The organism is Acinetobacter minutum (assembly GCF_035916735.1).
In the GTDB taxonomy this organism is placed as follows: domain Bacteria; phylum Pseudomonadota; class Gammaproteobacteria; order Pseudomonadales; family Moraxellaceae; genus Acinetobacter.
Map to the genome: position 1 here is coordinate 61,263 of NZ_JAQIHG010000001.1, position 24,553 is coordinate 85,815.

Genomic DNA, 24,553 nt, shown 5'->3' on the forward strand with positions numbered 1-24,553 from the left:
CCTGATCGAGTTGTTAGGCAATTATTAGAATAAAAAAGCTAGCCGGAGCTGTAAGATGGTAATAAAGTTTCATCTTAAATTTCTTCTAACTAATTGATTTTCATGGTTCATGATTTGCCTTATTAAAAATAAAGTATCATCTTAAACCATAGTATACTCTTAATCCTATAGAAAAATTAGTAATAAAGTATCATCCCAAATGCAATTCGAAAGCCAAAACACGGATGTCATTGAGGTACAGTTAAAAGACTAATTACCATAAAATTAAGAAATATCCAAATAACACAACATATTTTCCTCAATAGCTCATGCTACAGAAAAATCCATTAAATAGATTTTAAAACTTCTGTAAATCGCTTTACCCAATCTTTAAACTCTTTATCAGACGTAGTTATCTCAAATTTGTTTTTTGGATGGTTAACGCCTTTGGGAATACCAATATTTTTTAATAGTTCTGCAGTAGGCCAACGCAAAGAACGTCTAATAATTTGTTCTTTAAAACTTGGAAAATTTTGATCCCACGCTTCAAAACTTTCGACCTTAACAATTAATGTTGAAAGTGGTTTGTGATTGTCACTTGTATCAATTTCTACAATGGAAAATTTTTTATCTTGAAATTCTAGCTGGACTTCCGCAATACTCCGAAAGTTGCCATCATCGGTCTTATGTAGCTTGGATCGATTGACAGCGGGAAGCTTGGAAATGGTAAATTTAATTTTTGATAGAATATTATGCTGTAATGTAAATTGCTCAATCATGGCTTTAAATGCTTCAAATCGTTTCATGAATAGCTCAAGGTCAACACTTTCATCTTGACAATTTTCAAACTCCCCTCGACCAATTTCTCCAAAAATAGTGGATTCACCTGTACCTACGTTAGGTTCCGGTAATATAGTTACATCATCGTTATTAAATTTACCCTTTTTACCAGAATGTTTAATTGCTGCTTTTTTCGTTTCAAAAGGAGATGAGAGTGATAGTGTAATTTTGGGTGAATCAATGATTGTTATTTGTTTATCACTATTGGCTTCTTTTTTATCATCAATTATAGGATCTTCATTTCGTGTGTGCTTACTACCTCTAGAAGAGCGCTCAGAGCTTACCTGAGTATTTTTTACAGTAAAATTTGGACTACAAAAAATGACAGTATGATTAATTTCACTGGGTAAGTTTGATATTGCTAGAATTTCATTTACATAATATTTGTTTGTCTTTGGACTAAAATATACTTTTAATGTGAGCTCAGCGCCTTTTAATGATGGTGGGATAAAATTAAAGTTCCAGAATTCTCGGAATTTTGTCTGCACTTTCTCACTCAAAAAATTTTTGGAGATGCTTTCAAAGGATGCTCGTGCCTCTGTATCGAGTAATATCCATGCGAGCAAGCGGCGCATCCCAATATTATCATATTGGGATGGTGGGAAGTTACAGAAGTCAAGAATATTGATCAGAGTTTGATTCTCTTCTTTTATGATATCAAATTCCCGAAAAAAACGCCTTTGATCCAATGCAGCACGAGATAGATAGGCAGTATGCAAGAATAATACTCTAGCGAGTTCTATTTGAGGTAAAACAATTTCGATGTCTGTTAGTGTTGCATGAATATCGCTAACAATATGACTAAATTGGTACTGCTTTGATTGATTAATTATAACATCCCATTTTTGCAAGTCATCTATTTTAATAGTGATAATAGACTCATTAAAAGGAGTGAATTTTTTATTCTGATTGAATCTCCGATTTCTTGCTAATAATGGCATATTAGAAAAACGAGCATGGTTAAGCAAATATCTCTGATCTTTAGTTAAATCTTCATCATTTTCTAATCCAATAGTGATATTCCATTCATCATTCTTTATATCTTTGAAAATAGAACCTAAAAAAGTAATTCTCGCATTTTCAGGAAAATTTTTAATTTTTATCATCAGGATTTTACCATTTTAAACTTTGGTGAATTGACAAAAAATGACTACATATATTAAAGCTTATTTTATTGAAATCTCAAAACTTAATTTTATAAAGCCAGCGATTTAATAAAATTAATTTTGCATAATGTTAGAGAACTCATGAACGATGTATTCTAGAAATTTTTTCGTTTCAGATGTCATTCGTTCTTCACTTAATCCAGCTTTTCGTAGAATACGCCACTGAGGAATTGGTTGTTTATTGATTTTAATATCTATAAACACTTTTGTTAGGCGCCTGATTTGATAACAGCTGATATCTTCACTATATCGTTCTAGAAAAAGTTGAATCAGAGGTAATTTATGTAAATTTTTCTCTAATGTATTTGACATTAAAGTCTGTTTTAACCACCATTTTGCGGAGCGTCTTGATCCCTCTAAATCCCAAATTAAAGCATTATTGAGCTGGATAAGTTGCCGGACATAAAAAAGATCGCGTTTTTGCCAATCAATTTTAGTCCCTTGAGGAATAAACTTCTGATGGAAATTTTGGTTCGTCTGCAATAGCCAGGTTTTATCGTTTCGATATAACCATGCATAAAGAGCTGCCTGCAGGTGACGAGCCGGTTTAACCCCATGGTCTTGTACTAAATCTAACCATTTTTTACGATTTTCAGCTCTAGTTATTTCAAAATTAGTATCCTGGTATTTTATTCGATTATTCTGTTGAGTAATTACTTTCTTGAAAGACTTAACTTGATTGAATATCTCTGCAAAAGACCAGTCAGCATTTAGAAACGCTTCGATTACAAGAATATGCTCAAGATAACTAAAGCTTTTGCGATGCTTTCTGAAAATATTATGTAGCCAGCTGCTTTCAGAAGCTAAGTCATCCAAATGATATTGACTAAGAAATTTTTGTGACCACCGTAACGATATTTTTTCTAAAATTTGATCAAAAGCAATTTGGTTTTGCCCGCGAGTACAGTTATTCCTCTTGGCTAATTCATTATAGAACATCGTCCACTGTTCATAACTTGGTGATACAAAAGGTGGTATAGATAACAATTCTATTAATTTAGAACTAATGAAAAGTTCATCACTTGTTGCTGGTATCTGATTCCATTCAATACAAAAAATATCTGAAGGTACCATGAAGTCATGTCTGTGTAATGATCTTAAATCTAGGGTTGATTCTACAAGCTTACCGTGTTGCGGGCAGCAAGCTCCCTGTATTTGCCATAATCGTACCCAGTAGAATTCGCCTTTTTGAAGTGCTTGCTCTTTCAAACATTGTGGGCAGTAACGTAGTCTATGAATAATAGGGACTCGTGAAGCATTAATTCCCAAAGAAAGATGTACCGAGCCTTGTGAAATATTGGCCATCCATTTGAAACATTGTTGTCGCCTTGCTTCAGGTACAAAAGGTGCATATATAGGAAATAATGTGTGTTTATATATTATATTTTCTAGACTTAATTGTCCCTCAGTATACTGATTAACAATCGAATTCAGATGACAGGGTAAATCAACCGTAGCAATAACCTTTCTATTTTGAAACACTGCGTCAAGTAACTGCTTTGGACTTTCAAATGCTAAACGAACTCCAGCTCGAGCCACTGTACTGTAAATCAACTCTTGTTCATAAGGCATAGGAAAATTTAGCATAACTAACTCACCTGTTTTATCCAATTAGATATATCAAAGATCAAATCAGTTTGAGTTTTTAAATGATCATAAAAGCTTTGATCATTCTCTTTTTGTGAAAATTGAAAACGTAAGTCAACCGAATCCAATGTTTGCCATTGATCATATTTAAGCAGTTTGGTTTTTGATAATTTTGGTTTGGATAATGAGGAATTTTTTGTTGAATCTACATCCTGATTTAACCAATCCATAATAATGGGTAGTAGCTCAGTCAAGTGTTTATCGGGATGCTTAACAAATACTTTTTTGACCAGTGGTACTAAAAGATTGGTGTCATAACCTAATTCAAGCAACAGATTATGCAAACGGATGGATTCTGCATGCCCCTGATATTCAGCAAGCTCATCTCCTTGATCAACAGCACTTTCTTCGATTTTAGAAAAAAGTTTTAACAATTGTCTGTCAATTTCAGGTGTAATTAAATCAGGATATTGTGCAATCCGTCGAGCATCACCTGAACGTAAAGCATCTATAATGTGATGAATGGGTTTAAAATCTTCTTGATATGTAGTTTTGAGCAATTTAACAGTGATTCGTTCTAAACCAGACTCAATTGCCCGTATTTGTGCAAGGACAAAAAGCTTAACAGTTATATCTAAAATACCTTGAGTTAGATCAAACCAACATTGCCGTAACTCATCGGACAATAGAGAATCACTTTTCCTTAACCATTGATATTTCCAAAGAGCATCTGTAAAAGTCATCCACTCTGATTTTCGTACTTTTCCATCCGGGGTTTTTATTGCAGGTTCATTTTTTATAGGTTCCCAATGAATTGAACCAAAACCTACAGCTCTACGTGATGAACGCAAATCACGTTCAAATATGTTACTGGCTTTTGGCGTTCCTACCATAATAATTGGCAAGCTATAAACATTCACTAAAGTCACAAAGAAATTTAACATTTCATCAGAATTTTTCGATCTGTTTGCTATGAGATGTTGAATTTCATCAATCACCAAAAGACCGATTGCATGAAGATGAGCAATGTGTCCCATAAGTTGCAATAGCTTTTGTTCATTATGTCGCTTTTGGGTGTATTGCTGTTCATAGTTAGTTCCTAAAGCACGATCAACGGCACTAAAGAAATTTAAATATAGTGATTTGAGTGATCCATTATATGGACAGTCAATTTTTAGATAGACCAGTTGTGTGAAATTATGTTCAGGATGGTAAATTTTTTGTTTGTAATTTTTAAGAATACGATTTAATGTGGTTGTTTTGCCACTACCAGAGAACCCAATAAAAACCAGACTTTGTGCTGTTGATATTAAATCTGTATGGCGAGAAGCATTAAAATCATTGCTTCTAATATGTTCAAAACTATTCTGTAAATACCGATTTAAATCCCCTGTGGTAATATTTCGCCCTACATACCCTTTTCTCAGCATAATAGAAATTTTTTGTTCTAATGTTAAATGTCGTTTAATAGGGTGAAAAAAATTATTTAATAACTGCGATATAATATGAGCACGAGTATTGTTAGGAAGTTGCCGATCCGATAATCTGAATTCGACAGTACCTTTAATGGCTTGTATAGTATCATTTGCCTCAAAAATTTCGGGTAATGCCTCGATAAAAGGATTTCCCTGATAATCAGAAACAGGGCTTGCTTTATACACTGCTTGGTAATTTTTATTAGTCATAATTTTATCCTATCTTATCTAAATATCGTGACTATCAACTTTCATCGTTAGGATCATCAAGATCATCTAGCAAATCTTGATAAATACCAAAACGTAGTCTGTAATCTTCATCATTTTCTAAATCTATAAATTGCCTAGACTTAGGCATCTGAATAATATTACTTTGAGTTTCTGAAGATTGTTCTAAAACCGTCAATGCACCTTTTGACGATTTTTGGCTGTTGTTTCTCTGTTTCAATCGTTCACTATCTTTTTCAGCTTGTTTATTTTTACGAAGATCAGTCAAACGTTGTTTTTTGCTAGATGTGGAAGGTTTTTTGGCATCTGCCCGAGCAATAATTGATTCAATATGTTCTTCAAGATATGCTTGAGATTTATTGGTTTTTAGATCTTGAGCAGCTTTTATTTTCTTTTGTTCGTGTTGAACTTGCCAGACTTCCCAAAAACTACACCCTAAAAACTCTCTCGATCTTGGAGAAAGTGTAGCTTCCCAATAATTTAAACTATGCTCCTCATAAAACACATAAATCATTTCTGCATTACTTGGGTCATAAGCTACTTGAAAAAATTGTGGACGAGAAATAGTTTTTTTGCGATGCATCCAACCTTGTTCATATATTTCAGTACAGTGATAAAACACTCCAAAAATTTTCAACCCAAGATCAGACAAGGTTGCTTTAACTTTAGGTAATAAAGCAATACGTAATGCTTTTTCTGAAACCTGTTTTAACCGACCTACACGATGTTGTATTCCCCAATTCCATAAATGAATAGGAACCAACGGCAAATCGCTAGGCATATCTATATCACGATCATAAGTTGTCAATTGATGTGACAAATTATGTGTTAGGATTGAACCAATAATGATCTGCTTAAATTCAGTTATGGTAAGTGTTGCATCTAATCGGTAGTCAGCGCCCCCACGTTTTTTTTCTTTAACCTGTTGTACTACACCCGAAGCAAAAGGCTTAAATTTTGCCTGAACAGTTCTGAAATAACGTTCAACAATTGGTTTTAAATCTCCGCGGTAAGGTGCTGTATTTTCGATACGAATAGAAAAGTTATATTCTAAAGCTTCAATCTGATGTCCTAATAATTCCCCCCGATCTGCCAAAATAGCATCAGGTAATCCAATACATGGCCAGTCATCATGTGTAATTTCATAACCATATTGTTTGCATAACTCAACTTTATCCGTCATAGCAACTTGTAAAGCTTGCATTGCGGTTACATAGGAAGCATTTTCAAAGCCAATATAGAAACCAACCACCATTCTACTAAATACATCAGCAACTAGATAAATAGTTGGCCGTCCAACAATACAGGCACGATCGGAATCTGAGACAAGATAAACATCAGCAATGGTTGCATCAATTTCATAGCGAGAACCCGGCCCTAGGACTTGGGTGTTGACAGTTGAATGGAGCCCTCTGATGTCTTTTGCATAGATAATTGGATTGGTTCGAGCAGTAAGTTGAGCTACTTTTGGGAACTCACGTTCATAAAAATATTTAAACTGCCAGATGGTCGGAATTTCGCTATCAGGTGTATCTGGAAATAATGAATGATACATCGTAGAAAATTTACGATAGGCATAACTCAAAGAATGTTTATCCTTCGTTAACATATATTTATTGATATTAATTCTGAAGAGTCGCTCGATATTCTGATCAACTAATGCACCAACACCTTCGCTATATTTTCTTGGTCTACCCAGTTTTTTATTTTTTGCAATACGTTTAACACCTTTAGCACCAGAATTGTTATAACTAGGAATAAGTGCATTTGGTGTTTGACCTCGTTGCCAGTATCGACGTGCTAATCTATAAATAGTTTGATGAGTTGTTTTATGCTGCTCAATAATTCTTTTAACAAGGCTAAAACGAACAGATGGATCATAGAAATGTTCATTAGATATGAGTAAATCTATAATGTTCATTCCCATATCACGTTTTTTTTGCTGTACAGAACCTTCTGTCACATTAATTAAGGAAATATCAGCGAAAGGATCTTTAATTATTTCTGCTTCGCCGGCTTCTATAGCTGTAATCAATTCTTCTTTTTTAATTATAGAGGGATTGGCATTGGGGTGATTTAAATCAATCCAGATAATATAAGAAGGAATAATTTTAAGAAGTCGGTAATCTTTACCTTGAAACTTATATACACTATTGATTCGAAACATGGCGAATTTCCTCCCATATTTCAAAATTGCCCAACTTGATCTCAGAGGCTTTAATCTTTTTATAGTCCTTGGTTATATCGAAAATGAAATAACGTTGTGCAAGCAGTTCTCGGAGCTCAGCTAAAGACGTACCAATCGTTAAATTATATGCTTGATCCATTTTTTTACTTAAAGTTATTAAGTCAAGTTCAGGATATTGTGTAAATATATGGATATAATCGTTTAAGCGGTCGTACATTTCAGTATTAGATTGTCTCATGGCTGGATAAAGCCATTTGATGTTATTCAAAACAACTGAAGGAATTTCTTTTTCTGTAAGGATATACCAAGGTGTATCTGTACTTTTCCAATATCTACGCTCAAGTTCTAGTTTTTCAACGATTCTTTCATCCTGTAAGCTATTTGTGTATTTAGTTCGGATGACAAAACTTGGTTGGTTTGTACTTTGACTATTTACATAAAAACTTGAAGTTATAGTTTGTAGAGCGTCTTTAACTTTAGGGTGAGAGATCTGAGCTTCTTCTGAAATTTCGAGAGTAGTGTTGAGAGGCAAGGGAAATTGCTCTCTGATATCAGTAATTAACGGATTCCAGTCTAAAAGTAGAAAAATTGCAAGTTCTAAATCAGATAATAAATGATGGGTGCGTTTTGTTGTATGGCCAAATACTCGGTGAGAACGACCTTTTGAACTAACATCTCGTACAGTGATCCATGGCTTATAATCTTTTAAATAGCCTTGGCCTCGTCCTTCTTTGATCCAGCGTTTCTGCTGATGCTCTGTAACCATAACAAATCGCCCGCTATTCTTCATTTATTTAGAATAGCGGGCGATTATTATTTAATCAATATAGGATGATACTTTATTTCTAAAGATGAAACTATATTACCTAGGATGATACTTTATTACCTAAATACAGGAGCTAGCTTTCGGCAGTATTTTGTTATTCCACCGTAACCGATTTGGCCAGGTTCCGCGGCTGATCCACATCCGTACCACGTAAAACGGCAACGTGATAAGAGAGCAGCTGTACCGGGATACTGTAAACGATTGGTGCTAACCAAGCATTGATACTCGGAATTGCAACCACATGCTGTCGATCTTTACTGTTGATGCCGCTGTGTTCATCCGCGAAAACGAACAGCTCACCGCCACGTGCCTGTACTTCTTCCATGTTAGATTTTAGCTTGTCTAGCATGTCATCTTGAGGTGCCAGGATCACGACTGGCATGTCATTATCAACCAGCGCCAATGGACCGTGTTTCAGTTCACCGGCAGCGTAACCTTCCGCGTGAATATAAGAAATCTCTTTCAGCTTCAAGGCACCTTCAAGTGCAATCGGGAAGTGTGTACCGCGGCCGAGGAACAAGCAGTGCTGTTTTTCAACAAACAGTTCGGAAAGACGCAGGATCGCCGGGTTATTCTGTAGCGTTTCCAGAATCACTTTTGGTGTATGCCAGAGTGCAGCTGTAATTTCGTTCAGTTGCTGGGCATCAATACTTTGTTTAACTTGACCGACTTTGAGGATCAACAGCATTAAAGCGGCTAATTGAGTCGTAAAGGCTTTGGTTGACGCGACGCCAATTTCTGGTCCAGCCAAAGTCAGCAAATGGTGGTCTGTTTCACGAACCATGGATGACGTCGCGACGTTACAGATGGTTAAGGTGCTGATGTCAAAGCCTTTGGCTGCAGCACGTTTTTGCGTATCACGCAAAGCGGCCAAGGTATCCGCTGTTTCCCCAGATTGTGAGATACAAACATACAGCGTATGGTTGCTAATCACTGGCGAGCGGTAACGGAATTCGCTGGCAATCTCGACCTGACAAGGTAAGTCAATCAGTTGTTCAAACCAGTATTTGGCAATCATGCCGGCATGGTAACTGGTACCACAAGCAATGATCTGTACCTGCTGGATTTTTGCGAAATCCGCTTCAGCATCCTGCAAAAAGTCAGTGCGCAATGCATTGTCATTTAAGGCTTGCGAAATGGTTTGCTGGATGGCTTCTGGTTGCTCATAGATTTCTTTGAGCATGTAGTGCTTGTATTCACCCTTGGAAGCATTGCTGACAGTCGCATCAAGTTCTTTTACTGGGCGCTCGACAGGCTCACCATTGACGAACACTTCAATGCTGTCGCGGGTTAAACGGGCAATATCACCTTCTTCGAGGTAGAGAAAACGGTTGGTAATTGGCAACAAGGCCAACTGATCCGAACTGATAAAGTTCTCGCCAATGCCGACACCAATCACCAGAGGAGAGCCTTCACGAACCGTAATCAGTTCATTTGGGTAATCGGTATGGATAATACCGAGTGCATAAGCCCCTTTAAGCTGAGGCACAACACGCTGTACCGCTTCTAGCAGGTTTGCACTGTTTTTTAAGGCATCATTGACTAGATGTGCAACGACTTCGGTATCGGTTTGTGAGCTAAACACATAGCCGAGAGCCTCAAGATCGTCTTTGAGTTCCTGGTAGTTTTCAATAATCCCGTTATGCACCACCGCCACATGGCCTGAGATGTGCGGATGGGCATTATTTTCTGTTGGCTTACCATGAGTGGCCCAGCGAGTATGGGCAATCCCTAGGGAGCCTGTAAGTTGTGCCTGCTGAACCGCCTGTTCCAGATTAGCCACTTTACCGACGCGGCGTTCACGCAACACCTGACCCTGATTAATCACGGCCATACCGGCAGAATCGTAACCACGGTATTCCAGACGTTTCAGGCCTTCAATCAAGATATTGCTAATATTACGTTCAGCGATGCCACCGACAATACCACACATACAGAGATCCTCTTATTTTTTGGTTTTTTGCGGACGTTGATAGTTTGCTTTGCTTTGTTGCGCTGAACGTTCAAAGGCCAGACTATGATCTTCAACATCTCGGGTAATGACTGAACCGGCACCGACTGTAGCACCATGACCAATTTTGACCGGGGCTACGAGTGAGCTGTTTGACCCAATAAACGCAGCATCGCCAATAATGGTTTTGTGTTTGTTGGCACCATCATAATTACAGGTAATGGTACCGGCACCGATATTGGAACCTGAGCCGACTTCGGCATCACCGAGATAGGTAAAGTGATTGGCTTTGGAGCCGTGACCGATCTTGGTATTTTTCACTTCAACAAAGTTGCCAATATGTACTTCATCGGCCAGTTGTGCACCTGGACGCAGACGTGCAAACGGCCCGATCTGTGCTTCGCTGCCCACAACCGCATTTTCAAAGACACTATAGGCCTGAACTTTGCTATGCGCCGCAATTTTAGTATTTTTCAGGATGCAGCCTGGGCCAATCTCAACAAAATCACCGAGTTCGCAGTCGCCTTCGATGATGACATTGATATCAATCCGCACATCTTTACCCACACGGAGTGTGCCACGTAAGTCAAAACGTGCCGGATCCATGAGATGAACACCCTGACGCATCAAATCAAGCGCTTGCTGCTGCTGGAATTCACGTTCAAGCGCTGCGAGTTGTACTCGGTCATTGACCCCTTCCACCTCAAAGGCGAGTTCCGGTTGAATCGATGCAATTTCGAGCCCATCAGCAACGGCCATGGCCACGATATCGGTCAGATAGTATTCACCTTGTGCATTGTTGTTGGAGAGTTGCGGCAACCATTGATGTAAATGGGCATTGCTCACACAATAAATCCCGGTATTGATTTCTTTAATCTGGCGCTGTTCTGTTGTTGCATCTTTATGCTCAACGATCGCCTGGATTTTGCCATGCTTGCGCACAATGCGACCATAACCGGTTGGGTTGGCGACATTGAGGGTGATCATGCCAATGCCAGTTTGCTGTGAGGCTTCAATCAACTGTTGCAGGGTTTGCTCACGTACCAATGGCACGTCACCGTACAAAATTAGAGAAATGCCGTCTTGCGGTAGGACCGGGAGCGTCATTTGTACCGCGTGGCCGGTACCCAGCTGTTCAGCCTGTTCCACCCAAAGGATCTGTTCGTCAGAAAAGGCCTGTTGTACCTGCTCACCACCATGACCATAAATGGTAATAATGTTGTCAGCTTGCAATTGTTTTGCCGTAGCAATGACATGACCGAGTAAAGGACGTCCTGCCAAAGGCTGTAAGACTTTCGGTAGATTGGAACGCATCCGTGTTCCTTTACCTGCAGCAAGAATAATGACGGTAGTAGACATGTGTGACCCTAATGAAACTGGCTAAGCCATCGAGAAATATAGATACAATAAAACGCCAATACACAGCGCTGCCCAGATGCCGGCCATAATATCATCCAGCATAATGCCCAAACCACCGGCAACCTGGCGGTCAATTATCCGGATTGGCCAGGGTTTCCAGATGTCGAACAGGCGGAACAAGGCGAAACCTGCAATTAGCCACCAAAAGTTGATTTGTCCAAGATAAATTAGCGGGAGAAAGCTGATAGATTGCCCGGCAAACTCATCCCAGACAATACGACCATCATCATGGACACCCATGACTTTGGCGGTTTGACCACAAATATAAATGCCAATTACGGACATCAGCAGCATGATGATCAAGCTCGGGATAAAGCCGATTGCCAGCCAACCCGGAATAAACAGCAGCGCAAAGGCAGAACCGAAGGTGCCGGGTGCTTTCGGTGCCAGTCCCGAACCGAAACCCACGCCACAAAAGACGATACAGCGGTTGAGCCAGGACATATGTTGAAAGGCGATGGGGGACTTAGGCAAAGTGTTGATACCCTTGATAATGCAACTGATGATCTTTGCCATCTTGCGTAAATGTAAGGCCGGACTCTTGTGTAATGGTGCCGATAATTGTTGTCATGACATTGAGTTCTTGTTGCACAAGTTTTTGATAATTTTGCGCGCTGATTGTAAAACATAACTCATAGTCATCACCACCCGCCAATATGTATTGATATTGTTGTTCGAGTGCTAACTCACTGAATGAGGGATTTCTCGGCAGTTGGCTGAGTTCCAGCCGAGCCCCGACACCGGACGCTGTTAAAATATGTCCCAAATCTTGGGCCAAGCCGTCCGAGATATCAATCATACTGGAAGCCAGACCTTTCAGTTGCTGCCCGAGCTGGCAACGTGGCGTTGGATAATCCAGACGGTTGCGTAACGGATGCGCTAAATGTTGCAAGCCAAAAGCGGCATCACCGATTTGACCACTCACCACGACATAATCACCCACCTGTGCACCGCTGCGAGTCACTGCTTTACCGTGTTCCACCCAACCCAGTGCCGTGACACTGATCGTGAGCTGCGGGCTTTGTGTGGTATCGCCACCAATTAAACTCACGCCAAATTGATCACAGCAATCAAATAGTCCCTGACTAAATCCGGCTAACCAGTCATGGTCCACAGTCGGGAGGCTCAAAGCCAGCAGAATACTATGTGGAGTTGCACCCATCGCAGCAAGATCAGAGAGATTGACCGCCACACTTTTCCAGCCAATCGCATGGGCTGCGGTGTCGAGCGGAAAATGGCGTCCTGCCACCAGCGTATCAGTACAGATGACCAGCTGCTGGCCCACAGGTGGGGTCAGTACGGCTGAATCATCACCCACACCTAAATCGACCGACGTAGACGCCGGCCGATGAAAGTATTGGTCAATAACGGAAAACTCAGCCATGGCTGCTCATTATTTAGCAGTTTGCTGTTTTTCAGCAGCACGCAAGCTGTTGGCTAAACGGTCTAATACACCATTGATGTATTTATGGCTGTCTGCACCACCAAAGTGTTTTGCCAGCTCAATGGCTTCATCAAGTACTACGCGGTAAGGAATTTCCAGGTGATCACGTAATTCGTAAGCACCTAAACGCAGGGTCGCGAGTTCGACGCCATCAAGTGCACTAATTTCACGATCCAGTACCGGAATCAGCAGGGCATCTAATGCTGCATGGTCAGCCACGACCTGAGTCAGCAATTCATGGTAATAGCCGAGGTCCACTTTATGCATGGCATTTTCGACACGGGTACGTGCTTCAATTTCATGCACCGGGTTGTGGCTCATCTGCCATTCGTAAATCCCTTGTACAGCAAAACGGCGTGCTTTGCGTTTCGCTGCATAAGTTGCTTGGAGTGTTTGCGACATGCTTTAAATCGCCTTTAACAAGTTAACCATTTCGATTGCAGTCAATGCAGCTTCACTGCCTTTGTTGCCCGCTTTTGTGCCTGAACGTTCAATCGCCTGTTCAATGCTATCTGTGGTCAATACGCCATTGATCACTGGTAGACCAGTGTCTAAGCCTACGACACCTAGGCCTTTGGCACATTCACCTGCGACAAAGTCAAAGTGCGGTGTGCTGCCACGAATCACGGCACCAAGGGCAATAATTGCATCAAAACCATTTGATGCAGCAAGTTTCTTCGCCACAACCGGGAGTTCCCATGCACCTGGTGCATGGATCACGGTAATGTTTTCTTCAGCCACACCATGACGTTTTAACGTATCAATTGCACCGTCAAGCAGGTGTTCCACCACGAAACTGTTAAAACGGCCCACCAAGATCGCGTAACGGCCTTCGCTCGCGAGATGTAATAAACCTTCAATACGGCGAATTGCCATAAGTAACCTCTATTCATTCAATGTGAGTTAGATTGTTTGCTCTGGAGTGACATATTCCACCACTTCCAGATTAAAACCAGACAGTGCATTAAAGCGCAGTGGTGAACTGAGCAGACGCATTTTTTCTACGCCCAGATCACGCAGGATTTGTGCCCCGACACCAATGGTCTGGTATTGCTGGGACAAGGCTGCGTTGGATTTGACATGTTTTGGTTTGGTTAAGGCTTCAAGTGCCGGCCCTAGATCTGGTAACTGGTTTTGGCCAATCCAGACCAGAACACCACGTTCACTTTGCGCGATGGTGCTCAAGGCACGATCCAGATTCCACGCTGGTTGGCCATCCGCTTTGTTCAGTTTCAGCAAGTCGCGTGTCGGGTTAAAACCATGTACGCGTACAGTGGTGGTGCCTTGGCTTGGGTCACCTTTAACCAGAGCGATATGAATATCCGGATTGCCCAGTTCACGGTAACGGTGTAACTGGAACGTGCCGTATTCAGTGTCGATGCTTTGGCTGTCTAGATGCTCGACCGTTTGTTCATTGGTCATGCGGTAATGGATAAGATCGGCAATTGTCCCGATTTTCAGTCCATGTTTTTCTGCAAACACTTCCAGATCCGGACGGCGTGCCATGCTGCCGTCTTCCTTGATGATTTCACAGATTACGGATGCAGGTTCCAGACCCGCCAAACGCGATAAATCACAGCCGGCTTCGGTATGACCGGCACGGTGTAATACACCACCCGGTTGAGCCATTAATGGGAAAATATGCCCCGGCTGCACAATATCGGCCGGCTTGGCATGTGCAGCCACCGCAGTGCGGATGGTATGCGCACGTTCAGCAGCTGAAATACCGGTGGTAATGCCATCGGCAGCTTCAATGGACAGGGTAAAGTTGGTGCCATGCTGTGCGCCATTCTGGTCAACCATCAGTGGCAGGTTAAGTTGCTGGCAACGCTCTTTGCTCAGGGTCAGGCAGACTAGACCACGGGCATGCGTGATCATGAAATTGATGTCTTCCGGGCGCACGTGGGTTGCGGCGATGACCAGATCCCCTTCGTTTTCGCGGTCTTCATCATCCATCAGGATGACCATTTTGCCTGCGCGGATATCTGCGACCAGCTCTTCAACTGTATTGAGCGACATCAAGCTTCACCTTCTTTGCTGTCTAAGCAATCTCTATTGCATTTACTGTGGCATAGTCTACCGCGTTTTCGCGATTTTTGCCTATGCTTATCACATCCTTAGCCTATGCATGTTATACCTAGCTGTGCGGTGCTTTGCAAAGGGGGAGGGCGTTAGAAACCAACTGCTTTTGTTGAGGAATTGCGCAACTGTTTAGCAGAATTTCTGCGAAATTTATGCCTGAAAGGTATCCCTTGAGTAGCGGAGAGCTAAAAAATTACCCGTGATCAGTCATTGCATGCACGGGTAATTTTTTAAAAAAAAACAGGGGATTAGCTTGCTGAAAGTAAACTGTTTTGTTCCAGTGCCTGTTTCTTACCTTTTAAAATTTCGGTACGTAAGTGCTGTACATGCTCGGCACACTCGTTATTCATCCCATTGATCATGAAGGCATGACGTGTGAGTACATTGGTTGGATTTGGCATCGCCACCAGCTGGTAACATTCACTGATTTCTTTTAATTGCGCATTGGTCAGGTAGAGTGCACTTTCTTTAGCAACCAAATGTCCCGTTAAACGCTCTGCCGCTTGTACTGCATTCAGTTGCATGGACTCTGCAGCGGTTGCGATTGCACAGCGGGTTTGTAACACAAAACGTTTTTCTTCACGGTAGCGTTTATACAGTACCTCAGTCAGAAGCTGGAACAAGGCCCCGATCATGACCAAACATTCGGTTGCCTGTGGCTGTGTTGCATTTACAGTGACATTCGCGCCGTTTGAATTAAAAGTGTTGACGACCTGAAAATCCTGAGAATCCAGATGATAATGTTGTGCCGAAAGTTCAATACTTTTGTTTAGGAAAATCTGGCACAGATTAAAATACGGTTCAGAAATTGATTGACTCACCGATTCGAGTAACTGTTTAGGATCATAGAACTGGATATTCAGTGCCAAGTGATCGCTGCTCAGTTCTGCTGCGGGTTTGGCTGAAGGCTGAGATTCTAGTGGTTTCTTGGCGACAGCCTGTACTTGGCTGATTTGCACAGTGGCGTGGTATTTTTCTTGTTCCAGGGCTTGGGTTAGTTGCTGGATTTCATGCTTGAGGCGGGCTTCATTATTGATGCGTGCCAGATATTCGCTACGGCTTGGGCGGGCAATCAGACGATAAGCCAACCATAACAGACCATGAATCAGGAAAGAAACGAGAATCGCAATCCATTGAGTACGCAGGATTTCTCCAATACTCGGCTGGATGAGTGTGATTTCAATGCGGCCTACTTTCTTTTCATTTTGCAGGGCTTCACGTACAAAAGTTTCGCCGTTACGCGTTTTAGCCATGCCCGAAGTCGCCAAGACCTGACCTTGTGCATTTAAAATGCGAATCGAAGCGACTGAAGGGTTGGTCGCATAACGATTAGCCAACAGCGCCAGTGAAACCGTATTGGCAGGTTCGAGTTCTGACAGACTGTCCGTAACCAGTTGTGTGGTCATGAGCTGACCCTGACTCGCACGGTTTTCATTGGACTGATGCGTGTTAGCAATCACCAATAAAAAGGTATGCAATGCAAAACTTACAATCAGTAGGCTAGCAAATAGCCCTTGTCTAGGCGCATTCAACGTAAACTTCCAAGGCAATTATATTCAATTTGGATTATGATTCTTACAATAGTTGTAGCTCAGACCCGAGTCAATTCATGCGAGAAATCATTCTTATATCTTTTTTAGGACCCGACCAACCTAATCAGTTTACTCGATTAATGCAGGTGTTGTCCGCCCATTCCTTACAAATTCTAGACGTTGGCCAGGCGGTGATCCATAACCAGCTCACCTTAGGCATCGTGGTGGCTTCTGACGATCAGACCGCTACAGCGCTAGCAATGAAAGAAATTTTGATTTTAGCACATGATATTGGCTTAACAGTGCGCTTTAAACCGATCTCAAGCACAGAATACGATCAATGGGTCAGTGAAGGCGGACGGACGCGCTATATCGTGACAGCACTTGCGCCAGAACTGACTGCCGAACATTTACAAGCCGTAACCAAAATCGTGTCTAATCAGGGCTTCAATATTGAAACCGTAACCCGATTATCCGGCCGTTTGGCACGTGACCAGGATTCAACCGCACCGCGTCGTGCCTGTGTGCAGTTTGGTTTGAGTGGTCAGATGTTCGATGCACAGGCCATGCGTGAAGCCTGCCTGAGTCTTACCAATGAACTGAATATAGATGTTGCGGTTCAGGAAGATAACGCTTATCGCCGTAATCGCCGTTTAGTCTGCTTTGATATGGACTCGACCCTGATCGAACAGGAAGTGATTGATGAGTTGGCACTTGAAGCCGGTGTTGGTGCACAGGTGGCTGAAATTACTGAACGTGCCATGCAGGGTGAGCTGGACTTCCAGCAAAGTTTTCGTGCCCGTGTTGCTTTGTTGAAAGGATTGGATGCTTCGGTTTTGCCAAAAATTGCCGAGCGTTTAACGGTCACTGAAGGAGCTGAGCGCCTGATTTCCACCCTGAAAGCTTTGGGTTATAAAACGGCGATTCTTTCTGGAGGATTCCAGTATTTTGCAGAATATTTGCAAGAGAAACTGGGTATTGATGAAGTACACGCGAATATTCTGGATGTACAGGATGGTCGTGTGACAGGTGAAGTCAAAGGCGCCATTGTGGATGGCGCACGCAAGGCGCTGTTGCTGCGTGAACTGGCCGATAAAATGGGAATTTCACTGGAACAGGCGATGGCTGTGGGGGACGGCGCCAATGATTTGCCGATGCTCTCAATTGCCGGTTTGGGGGTTGCTTACCGTGCCAAACCTTTGGTTCGTCAGAATGCGAACCAGGCCATCTCTAGCGTGGGTCTTGATGGGATTCTGTACTTGCTAGGCATGCATGATAAAGATTTGAATCGTGCCTAAGCCCTTTTAATTTATTAAATTTACGCGGTCGGATCGGCCGCGTTTTTATTTCTATTTCAATTTATTGTGATCCCTATAGGGCATGAAGTGCACATAAAATCAGCGATTAAATTCAATGAAAAAAATATGGGTTAGGCACAAAAAAATGCTGATTTTTTTGTAATGACGCGGCACATTTGATGCTGCCTAAGTTGTAGGGAAAAGAGCTACCGCTAGAAATGTAATGACAAAAGAATGTGGCGACAAGAGATGTCGCTTAACAAAAAAACAGGACTTTTTTTCTAAAAAAAACACTCCATAATGCACTGCAGAAGTAGTTGAACAGATGCAAATAGACGGATTTAAACTGAAATTTGAGCGACGATGAAAGTGCGGTGACACACCCAGCATTCATCCGAGACGGAGGTTTTTTATGGTAACAGCGAATTTTGCGACCATGATCGGGCTGGTTTTCATCCTGACAGCATTCACGGCTGTTTTCTTTTCGCCGTATCGTCACTGGTTAGGCTTTATGCTGGCAGGTATGCTGTTTTGGGGCAGTCTGGAAATGGTACGGTTCGGGGTGCAGAACGTGTTCGATTTACCGTTGACTTACAGTTATTTAAGCGCATTCATGTTGGCGATGGTTGCGGTCACTCTGGTTCTGTTACGTGAAGACCGCCGTGCACGTCAGGCGCAGGCCAATCGGCAGTATATTGAACATACGCCGGTTTATGAGGATGATCAGCCTCAATGCTCTAGTCGTTAATCGCGATCAACAGTTTTGATTAAAAGCGTTCTGTACAGAGCGCTTTTTTTACATTAGTTGAATATCCTTACAAAGCCATACTTTAAAAATAACAACTTATGTTAGGATGATGATGTCCATGTTTTTAGAATTACAATAGGCTTGAATGTCATGAAACTTTCTTCGATTCCTGTGGTGAAATTGCCACTGGTTGATGTCAGCACTGATCCGCTTGATTTAGTCTTGATGGGCTTGGTATTGCGCATGAAACAGCTGTCACGCACCAGTGCCAAATTTATGGAATTGACCCATGACCGCCAGTTCCGTATCCAAATCGGCACTGAACAGGGTATGGCCCGTCAAATTCTGGTTAACCATGGACATATTGAAACGGTTGCAGGTGCGGCTGAGCCTGCTGATTTTACGCTGCAGTTCGCTGACAGTGAGCAGGGTGTGAAGACCTTATTAAAAGGTGATCCAAGTGCCTTCATGACCGGTATGCAGAACGGCAGTATTAAAATGGAGGGTGACTTCAGTTTGCTGGTTTGGTTTAACAAGGTCGCTAAACTGATTCCACCGAAATTACCTGCGCCAGTAAAAGAAAAAGTAACCAAAGTCCGCCGTCTGATTAAGGCTAAAACTGGACATTAAATGACACAATAAAAAGCCTCCAGCGTTGGAGGCTTTTTTATAGCGATAAGCTGGTCGTGATTAGTACGGATTATTCCACTTCCAGATTGAACGTGACGGGTCCATCATTGATCAGATGTACTTTCATGTCCGCTGCAAAAATGCCGGTCTGCACATTGGAAAACTGTGATTGTGCATAGGCCACGAGCGCATCATAGAGGGCTTGAGCTTGTGTTGGCGGCATGGCCGGACCAAAATCTGGACGCAAGCCTTTTTGGGTTTGTGCCATCAAGGTGAACTGGGAAACCAGCAGCAGGCCACCCCCCGCCTGAGCCACATTCCAGCCCATTTTGCCCTGTTCATCGTCAAAGCAGCGGTACTTCAGGATTTTATCCAGTAGTTTTTGGCCCTTCTCGAGGGTATCCTCTTTCCCCAAACCTAAAAAGACCAGCAGACCCGGGCCGATTTCTCCAGTGATTTCATCGTCCACCACCACTTTGGCTTCGAGGACGCGTTGTAATAAGGCTCGCATATCACTTTATTCATGCTATCAAACTGGGCTGAGTCTAGCAGATTCCAGCGGCGGAATTGAGTATGGCTGAGTTTTATGGCCACTGTAGCGAGTAGCAGAATCTCAGGGAGATGCTCGTCAAAAACAGCATGAATCCGCTCAAGTGGCCAATGACAGCTGAAAAAATGTGCTTTAATGCAGAAAGTTGAGCAAATCCGGTGCTGCATATGGCTGCCATTATTAGATCGTTACTCGATACTGACCTGTATAAATTCACGATGTTACAGGTGGTGTTACATAAATTTCCACAAACCCACAGTGTTTATCATTTTCGTTGTCGTAATTTACAGGACACGGTTTATCCACTGGCGGATATTCTGGATGAGTTAAATGAGCAGTTGGATCTGCTTTGCCAGATCACATTTAAGCCGGATGAGCTGGAATATCTGCGTCAGTTGCGCTTTATCAAGAGTGATTTTGTCGATTACCTGGAGCTATTTCAACTCAAACGTCGCTTTATTCAGGCGAGCATTGATGAGCAGGGGCGTCTGGACATTCGTGTCGAGGGACCGATGCTGCAAGCGATGATGTTTGAGATTTATGTGCTGGCGATTGTCAATGAGCTATATTTCCGTCGGATCCGTAGCTCTGAGGTGCTTGAGGAGGGGGAGCGCCGTTTACAGCATAAACTCAAACTGATGCAAGGTTATGAACAGCAGCAACGCGCGGAAGATCCCCCGTTTTTGGTATCGGATTTTGGCACACGTCGCCGTTATAGTTTTGAATGGCAAAAACATGTGGTGCAAGCCATGCACGCTGCCAGTCCAAATGTGTTTCGCGGAACCAGCAATGTCTTATTGGCCAAAGAATTGGGTATTACGCCGATCGGTACCATGGCCCATGAATTTTTGCAGGCATTTCAGGCACTGGATGTCCGTTTGCGCAATTTCCAGAAAGCCGCACTGGAGACCTGGGTACAAGAATACCGGGGGGATTTGGGCATTGCCTTAACCGATGTAGTCGGGATGGATGCATTCCTGCGTGATTTTGACCTGTATTTTGCCAAACTGTTTGATGGCCTGCGCCATGACAGTGGCGATCCGTATGTCTGGGGCGATAAGGCTTATGCTCATTACCATCAACTGAAAATTGACAGTAAAACCAAAATGCTGACTTTCAGTGATGGATTGGATCTGCCTCGTGCCTGGGAGTTATATCAATACTTTAAAGACCGTTTTCAGGTCAGTTTCGGCATCGGCACCAACCTCACGAATGATATGGGGCAAACCCCGTTAAATATTGTCCTGAAGCTGGTGGAATGTAACGGCCAGTCGGTGGCTAAAATTTCCGATAGCCCAGGGAAAACCATGAGTGATAACAATACCTTCCTGGCTTACTTGCGTCAGGTTTTCCAGATTCAGGAAGCGGATTAATCATTGAAAGACTATGCTGATTTTTTGCAAAGCGCGTGCAAAAATCAGCATTGCAGTGGCAAGGGCTATGCTAAGATCAATGCCTGAACCGGATGAAACAACTCGAATAAACCGTCATGACCACATCTGTAACCCTCCCTGATTTTCCACTGCTGATTGAAGCCGAAGACCTGTTGCCGTATCTCGATCACCCTCTGCTGCGTATTGTTGATTTAAGCCGGCAGTCGGTGTATGAACAGCTGCATATTCCTCACGCGGTCCATCTGAAACCGGCACAATTGTTGCGGCAGGAGGAAAATGCAACAGGTCTGCTACCAGACCAGGCTGGGCTAGAAGCCTTGATTACACATCTGAATATTTCTCCTCAGCATCATGTGGTGGTGTATGACGATGAAGGTGGCGCGTGGGCAGGCCGTCTGATCTGGAATCTGCATTGTCTGGGTTTTTATCAAACCAGTTTATTGAACGGTGGGATTCATGCCTGGCTAGCAGCAGGTTTGCCGACCACGGCTGATGAAGAACAATCGCTGCCTGTTGGGCACCTGGTGGCAGTGAATCTGGCGCAGCAGGAGCAGTACCGGATTGGTTATCCGGAATTATTGCAACAGGTTCAGCAGGGTAACGTGCAGTTGTGGGATTGTCGTACCGAGGATGAATACACCGGTATTCGTTTGGCTGCACGACGTGGCGGACATATTCCGGGAGCACGACATTTTGAATGGAGTACTGCCCTTAACCGGCAAAATCATCTAAAATTACACGCTTTGGAACGCACACAACAACGCTTGGAAGACTTGGGGTTTCAACTGGATCAGCCGGTCGTGGTGTACTGTCAGTCGCATCATCGCTCGGGTTTGGCCTACATCTTGGGCCGTTTACTCGGTTGGCAGATTCGAGCTTATGATGGTGCGTGGAGTGAATGGGGCAATCGCCTCGATAGTCCTATTATTACCGGAGAATCACCGTTTTGAGCCTTAACTCACTGAAAAAGCACCTATTTATTCAGGCGCAGCGTATCGTACCGCAACATCAGCTTAGCCGTGTGGTGGGTAAACTGGCCGAGAGTGAACACCCGGTGGTAAAAACTGCTGTGATTCAGGCATTTAAGGCCAAATACGGCATCGATTTGTCGATTGCAGAGCAGACCAATAGCCTGAAATATAAATCGTTCAATGAATTCTTTACTCGTGCCTTGAAAGACGGCATCCGTGTGGTTGATCCGGATCCAGGCAGTATCGTTTCTCCGGCCGATGGTGCGATTTCGCAAATTGGCAGCATTGATGAAGGTGATATTTTTCAGGCCAAAGGGCAAAGTTTTTCAGTTGAAAAACTGATTGGTGATCCGCAATTGGCGCAACCTTTCAAGAATGGCCAGTTTGCAACCGTGTATCTTTCACCTCGCGATTATCACCGTGTGCATATGCCATTGACTGGAACATTAACCGAAACTTTATATATTCCAGGTGAATTATTTTCGGTGAACCAGACCACAGCAGAAACCATTCCGGGGCTGTTTGCCCGCAATGAGCGTATGGTGTGTCTGTTCGATACAGAGCTGGGCCGTATGGCGGTTGTGCTGGTAGGTGCCATGATTGTGGCGGGTATTGAAACGGTAGTGACCGGCAAAGTTAAACCGACGGGGCGTTTAGAATTGAATCATCATCAGGTTCAACTGGAAAAAGGCGCGGAACTCGGTCGTTTCTATCTGGGATCAACAGCGATTGTTTTGTTTGAAAAAGACAAAATGCGTTGGGATGAAAAATTCCGTGCCAACTCGGTGGTGAATATGGGTGAGGCTTTGGGGCATACTCTATAGCACAAATTATCCATAAAAAATGCGCCCTTAGGCGCATTTTTTATAACTATAATCAATCTGCCGAACAGTACAGGCGCTTTTTCGGGAAGATGGCTTTAAAAGTTGAGCCCTGATTTTCTTTCGATTCGATTTCCAAATGAGCACCGTGTTGCATGAGCACGTGTTTAACAATCGCCAGGCCCAAACCGGTACCCCCTGTTTCACGGCTGCGACCACTATCCACGCGATAGAAACGTTCAGTCAAACGTGGAATGTGTTTGGGGTCAATCCCGATGCCGTTATCCTGTACGCTAAAGCAGCCCTGATCATTTTCATCGCGCCAGCTGATGGTGATCGTGCCCCCTTTCGGTGTGTATTTGATGGCATTGGTAATCAGGTTGCTAAAGGCACTGGCCAGTTCGATATCAGAGCCAATCAAGTCACAATGGCTGTCAATATCCAGGTTCAGGGTATGACCAAAATCGACATTGTAGGCTTGTGCATCATCAAATACCTGATTCATCAGCTCGCGCATATCAATAATCTGGTTGCGATTGGTCTGGCTTTTGTTATTTTCTAGGCGTGATAGCAACAACAGGTCATTGACTAGTGCATTCATCCGTTTGGTTTGAGCCTGCATTTGGTCAAACGCACGTTTCCAGCGCGGACTGATATCTTCCTGATCGGTAAAGGTTTCGATATAACCGCTGAGTACGGTCAGCGGGGTGCGTAATTCATGCGAGATATTGTCGACGAAGTCTTTACGCATCTGCTCCAGATTATGCATCCGCGTGACATCATAAGCGACCAGTAGTCGGCTTTCGCCACCAAAACGTGTCAGTTTGATCTGTACATAGCGGTCTTCAAGCATCGAAGACTGCATTTTCAGGCCATCAGGTGACTGGTCGATATTATTAAAATATTCGATAAAGTTAGGCTGACGCAAAATGGTCAGGATGTTACGGCCACGATCCAGCGGCTGAATGCCTAGGAGTTTTTCCGCAGCCGGGTTCCACCATTCCAGCTGATGCTGGTCATCAATCAGCGCCACTGCTTCGGCCAGTGCAACCAGCGAAGACTGGGCACGGTCAATCAAGCCGACCATTTCGGCCTGGACAATACGCTCCTGGCGTTGTGCACGGTAGACATTAAACAGTAAGGCGCCCCAGATGCCACTCAGATTGGGCGGTGCATCATAAGGGCGATGTGAAATCCAGTCATTGACCAGATAAAGAGACCGCATTTGCAGGACAAAAAACAGGCCAAAACTGAGCAGAATGCAGATCCAGAGATAACCAATCCCGAAGCCAATCAAGCTTGCAATCACCAGGAAAAAGGCCAGTAAACGTAAGTCTTGTTTGGCAAAGGTCCACAAACTGCTATAGCGTGAGTTTTGATGATCACGCGCCAGTTCGGGGACAGGATAAGGTTCATACATAAAG

At 43.1% G+C, this 24,553-nt stretch carries 21 protein-coding genes; 6 read left to right on the forward strand and 15 right to left on the reverse strand.

What is annotated here, in order from left to right; all coding sequences use genetic code 11:
• Nucleotides 1-326: 326 nt before the first annotated feature.
• From PAE54_RS00285 to PAE54_RS00345, 13 genes are all read right to left on the reverse strand, one after another.
• A complete protein-coding gene (locus PAE54_RS00285; protein WP_326517984.1) occupies nucleotides 327-1,925 on the reverse strand; it encodes a Tn7-like element transposition protein TnsE in 1,599 nt (532 codons plus the stop codon).
• Nucleotides 1,926-2,039: 114 nt separating this feature from the next.
• Nucleotides 2,040-3,572 carry a TnsD family Tn7-like transposition protein gene (locus PAE54_RS00290; protein ID WP_156188695.1) on the reverse strand — a complete coding sequence of 511 codons (1,533 nt, stop codon included), beginning with the start codon at nucleotides 3,570-3,572 and terminating at the stop codon, nucleotides 2,040-2,042.
• Between the two features lie 2 nt (nucleotides 3,573-3,574).
• The gene (locus PAE54_RS00295; RefSeq protein ID WP_326517985.1) at nucleotides 3,575-5,257 is read right to left on the reverse strand and encodes an AAA family ATPase; all 1,683 of its coding nucleotides are present in this window, start codon (nucleotides 5,255-5,257) and stop codon (nucleotides 3,575-3,577) included.
• A gap of 34 nt (nucleotides 5,258-5,291) precedes the next feature.
• Complete coding sequence (locus tag PAE54_RS00300) at nucleotides 5,292-7,442, reverse strand: TnsB C-terminal domain-containing protein (protein ID WP_156188696.1); 2,151 nt, start codon at nucleotides 7,440-7,442, stop codon at nucleotides 5,292-5,294.
• Complete coding sequence (locus PAE54_RS00305) at nucleotides 7,426-8,229, reverse strand: heteromeric transposase endonuclease subunit TnsA (RefSeq protein ID WP_016165659.1); 804 nt, start codon at nucleotides 8,227-8,229, stop codon at nucleotides 7,426-7,428. Before PAE54_RS00305 ends, PAE54_RS00300 begins: the two co-directional genes overlap by 17 nt.
• Nucleotides 8,230-8,383: 154 nt before the next feature.
• Nucleotides 8,384-10,222: a glutamine--fructose-6-phosphate transaminase (isomerizing) gene (gene glmS, locus PAE54_RS00310; RefSeq protein WP_326517986.1), complete on the reverse strand. Its 1,839-nt coding sequence runs from the start codon at nucleotides 10,220-10,222 to the stop codon at nucleotides 8,384-8,386.
• A 12-nt stretch (nucleotides 10,223-10,234) separates the two neighbouring features.
• A complete protein-coding gene (gene glmU / locus PAE54_RS00315) occupies nucleotides 10,235-11,599 on the reverse strand; it encodes a bifunctional UDP-N-acetylglucosamine diphosphorylase/glucosamine-1-phosphate N-acetyltransferase GlmU (RefSeq protein WP_326517987.1) in 1,365 nt (454 codons plus the stop codon).
• Nucleotides 11,600-11,620: 21 nt separating this feature from the next.
• Nucleotides 11,621-12,175, reverse strand: coding sequence for a phosphatidylglycerophosphatase A family protein (locus PAE54_RS00320; protein ID WP_326517988.1), 555 nt, complete (start codon nucleotides 12,173-12,175; stop codon nucleotides 11,621-11,623).
• Nucleotides 12,126-13,043, reverse strand: a complete 918-nt coding sequence (gene thiL, locus PAE54_RS00325) for a thiamine-phosphate kinase (protein WP_326517989.1) — start codon at nucleotides 13,041-13,043, stop codon at nucleotides 12,126-12,128. Before thiL ends, PAE54_RS00320 begins: the two co-directional genes overlap by 50 nt.
• 9 nt (nucleotides 13,044-13,052) lie before the next feature.
• Entirely contained in the window at nucleotides 13,053-13,505 is a 453-nt protein-coding gene (gene nusB, locus PAE54_RS00330; protein WP_326517990.1) for a transcription antitermination factor NusB, read from the reverse strand.
• Nucleotides 13,506-13,508: 3 nt separating this feature from the next.
• Entirely contained in the window at nucleotides 13,509-13,979 is a 471-nt protein-coding gene (gene ribH, locus PAE54_RS00335) for a 6,7-dimethyl-8-ribityllumazine synthase (protein ID WP_273777753.1), read from the reverse strand.
• A gap of 27 nt (nucleotides 13,980-14,006) precedes the next feature.
• On the reverse strand, nucleotides 14,007-15,122 hold the full coding sequence (gene ribBA / locus PAE54_RS00340; RefSeq protein WP_326517991.1) for a bifunctional 3,4-dihydroxy-2-butanone-4-phosphate synthase/GTP cyclohydrolase II: 1,116 nt from the start codon (nucleotides 15,120-15,122) through the stop codon (nucleotides 14,007-14,009).
• 311 nt (nucleotides 15,123-15,433) lie between these two features.
• Complete coding sequence (locus PAE54_RS00345; protein ID WP_326517992.1) at nucleotides 15,434-16,717, reverse strand: hypothetical protein; 1,284 nt, start codon at nucleotides 16,715-16,717, stop codon at nucleotides 15,434-15,436.
• A 77-nt stretch (nucleotides 16,718-16,794) separates the two neighbouring features.
• Between PAE54_RS00345 and serB the strand changes: the two genes are divergently transcribed.
• From serB to PAE54_RS00360, 3 genes are all read left to right on the forward strand, one after another.
• On the forward strand, nucleotides 16,795-18,015 hold the full coding sequence (gene serB, locus PAE54_RS00350) for a phosphoserine phosphatase SerB (RefSeq protein WP_273777750.1): 1,221 nt from the start codon (nucleotides 16,795-16,797) through the stop codon (nucleotides 18,013-18,015).
• A gap of 412 nt (nucleotides 18,016-18,427) precedes the next feature.
• The gene (gene aciT, locus PAE54_RS00355) at nucleotides 18,428-18,763 is read left to right on the forward strand and encodes an AciT family ciprofloxacin tolerance protein (RefSeq protein ID WP_273777748.1); all 336 of its coding nucleotides are present in this window, start codon (nucleotides 18,428-18,430) and stop codon (nucleotides 18,761-18,763) included.
• Between the two features lie 150 nt (nucleotides 18,764-18,913).
• Nucleotides 18,914-19,393 (forward strand): SCP-2 sterol transfer family protein, encoded by a 480-nt coding sequence (locus PAE54_RS00360; protein ID WP_273777746.1) that lies wholly within the window; start codon nucleotides 18,914-18,916, stop codon nucleotides 19,391-19,393.
• Between the two features lie 70 nt (nucleotides 19,394-19,463).
• On the opposite strand, the gene dtd is transcribed toward PAE54_RS00360, so the two are convergent.
• Nucleotides 19,464-19,904, reverse strand: a complete 441-nt coding sequence (dtd, locus tag PAE54_RS00365; RefSeq protein WP_326517993.1) for a D-aminoacyl-tRNA deacylase — start codon at nucleotides 19,902-19,904, stop codon at nucleotides 19,464-19,466.
• Nucleotides 19,905-20,110: 206 nt separating this feature from the next.
• Between dtd and pncB the strand changes: the two genes are divergently transcribed.
• The 3 genes from pncB (at nucleotide 20,111) to asd (ending at nucleotide 23,132) form a co-directional block, all read left to right on the forward strand.
• Nucleotides 20,111-21,316 carry a nicotinate phosphoribosyltransferase gene (pncB, locus tag PAE54_RS00370; RefSeq protein ID WP_326517994.1) on the forward strand — a complete coding sequence of 402 codons (1,206 nt, stop codon included), beginning with the start codon at nucleotides 20,111-20,113 and terminating at the stop codon, nucleotides 21,314-21,316.
• Between the two features lie 116 nt (nucleotides 21,317-21,432).
• Nucleotides 21,433-22,287 (forward strand): sulfurtransferase, encoded by an 855-nt coding sequence (locus tag PAE54_RS00375; RefSeq protein ID WP_326517995.1) that lies wholly within the window; start codon nucleotides 21,433-21,435, stop codon nucleotides 22,285-22,287.
• Nucleotides 22,284-23,132 carry an archaetidylserine decarboxylase gene (gene asd, locus PAE54_RS00380; protein WP_326517996.1) on the forward strand — a complete coding sequence of 283 codons (849 nt, stop codon included), beginning with the start codon at nucleotides 22,284-22,286 and terminating at the stop codon, nucleotides 23,130-23,132. Before PAE54_RS00375 ends, asd begins: the two co-directional genes overlap by 4 nt.
• Before the next feature lie 52 nt (nucleotides 23,133-23,184).
• Here asd and phoR read toward each other — a convergent pair whose 3' ends face one another.
• Nucleotides 23,185-24,549 carry a phosphate regulon sensor histidine kinase PhoR gene (gene phoR / locus PAE54_RS00385; RefSeq protein WP_326517997.1) on the reverse strand — a complete coding sequence of 455 codons (1,365 nt, stop codon included), beginning with the start codon at nucleotides 24,547-24,549 and terminating at the stop codon, nucleotides 23,185-23,187.
• Between the last annotated feature and the right edge of the window lie 4 nt (nucleotides 24,550-24,553).

Excerpts from the sequence above, each read along its gene's own strand:
- PAE54_RS00305 (WP_016165659.1), bottom strand. The coding sequence starts at position 8,229 with ATGGTTACAGAGCATCAGCAGAAACGCTGGATCAAAGAAGGACGAGGC.
- phoR (WP_326517997.1), bottom strand. The coding sequence starts at position 24,549 with ATGTATGAACCTTATCCTGTCCCCGAACTGGCGCGTGATCATCAAAAC.
- serB (WP_273777750.1), top strand. The coding sequence starts at position 16,795 with ATGCGAGAAATCATTCTTATATCTTTTTTAGGACCCGACCAACCTAAT.
- ribBA (WP_326517991.1), bottom strand. The coding sequence starts at position 15,122 with ATGTCGCTCAATACAGTTGAAGAGCTGGTCGCAGATATCCGCGCAGGC.
- PAE54_RS00285 (WP_326517984.1), bottom strand. The coding sequence starts at position 1,925 with ATGATAAAAATTAAAAATTTTCCTGAAAATGCGAGAATTACTTTTTTA.
- thiL (WP_326517989.1), bottom strand. The coding sequence starts at position 13,043 with ATGGCTGAGTTTTCCGTTATTGACCAATACTTTCATCGGCCGGCGTCT.
- ribH (WP_273777753.1), bottom strand. The coding sequence starts at position 13,979 with ATGGCAATTCGCCGTATTGAAGGTTTATTACATCTCGCGAGCGAAGGC.
- PAE54_RS00300 (WP_156188696.1), bottom strand. The coding sequence starts at position 7,442 with ATGTTTCGAATCAATAGTGTATATAAGTTTCAAGGTAAAGATTACCGA.
- dtd (WP_326517993.1), bottom strand. The coding sequence starts at position 19,904 with ATGCGAGCCTTATTACAACGCGTCCTCGAAGCCAAAGTGGTGGTGGAC.
- PAE54_RS00295 (WP_326517985.1), bottom strand. The coding sequence starts at position 5,257 with ATGACTAATAAAAATTACCAAGCAGTGTATAAAGCAAGCCCTGTTTCT.
- PAE54_RS00360 (WP_273777746.1), top strand. The coding sequence starts at position 18,914 with ATGAAACTTTCTTCGATTCCTGTGGTGAAATTGCCACTGGTTGATGTC.
- glmU (WP_326517987.1), bottom strand. The coding sequence starts at position 11,599 with ATGTCTACTACCGTCATTATTCTTGCTGCAGGTAAAGGAACACGGATG.
- glmS (WP_326517986.1), bottom strand. The coding sequence starts at position 10,222 with ATGTGTGGTATTGTCGGTGGCATCGCTGAACGTAATATTAGCAATATC.
- aciT (WP_273777748.1), top strand. The coding sequence starts at position 18,428 with ATGGTAACAGCGAATTTTGCGACCATGATCGGGCTGGTTTTCATCCTG.
- nusB (WP_326517990.1), bottom strand. The coding sequence starts at position 13,505 with ATGTCGCAAACACTCCAAGCAACTTATGCAGCGAAACGCAAAGCACGC.
- pncB (WP_326517994.1), top strand. The coding sequence starts at position 20,111 with ATGGCTGCCATTATTAGATCGTTACTCGATACTGACCTGTATAAATTC.
- PAE54_RS00320 (WP_326517988.1), bottom strand. The coding sequence starts at position 12,175 with ATGGCAAAGATCATCAGTTGCATTATCAAGGGTATCAACACTTTGCCT.
- PAE54_RS00375 (WP_326517995.1), top strand. The coding sequence starts at position 21,433 with ATGACCACATCTGTAACCCTCCCTGATTTTCCACTGCTGATTGAAGCC.
- PAE54_RS00290 (WP_156188695.1), bottom strand. The coding sequence starts at position 3,572 with ATGCTAAATTTTCCTATGCCTTATGAACAAGAGTTGATTTACAGTACA.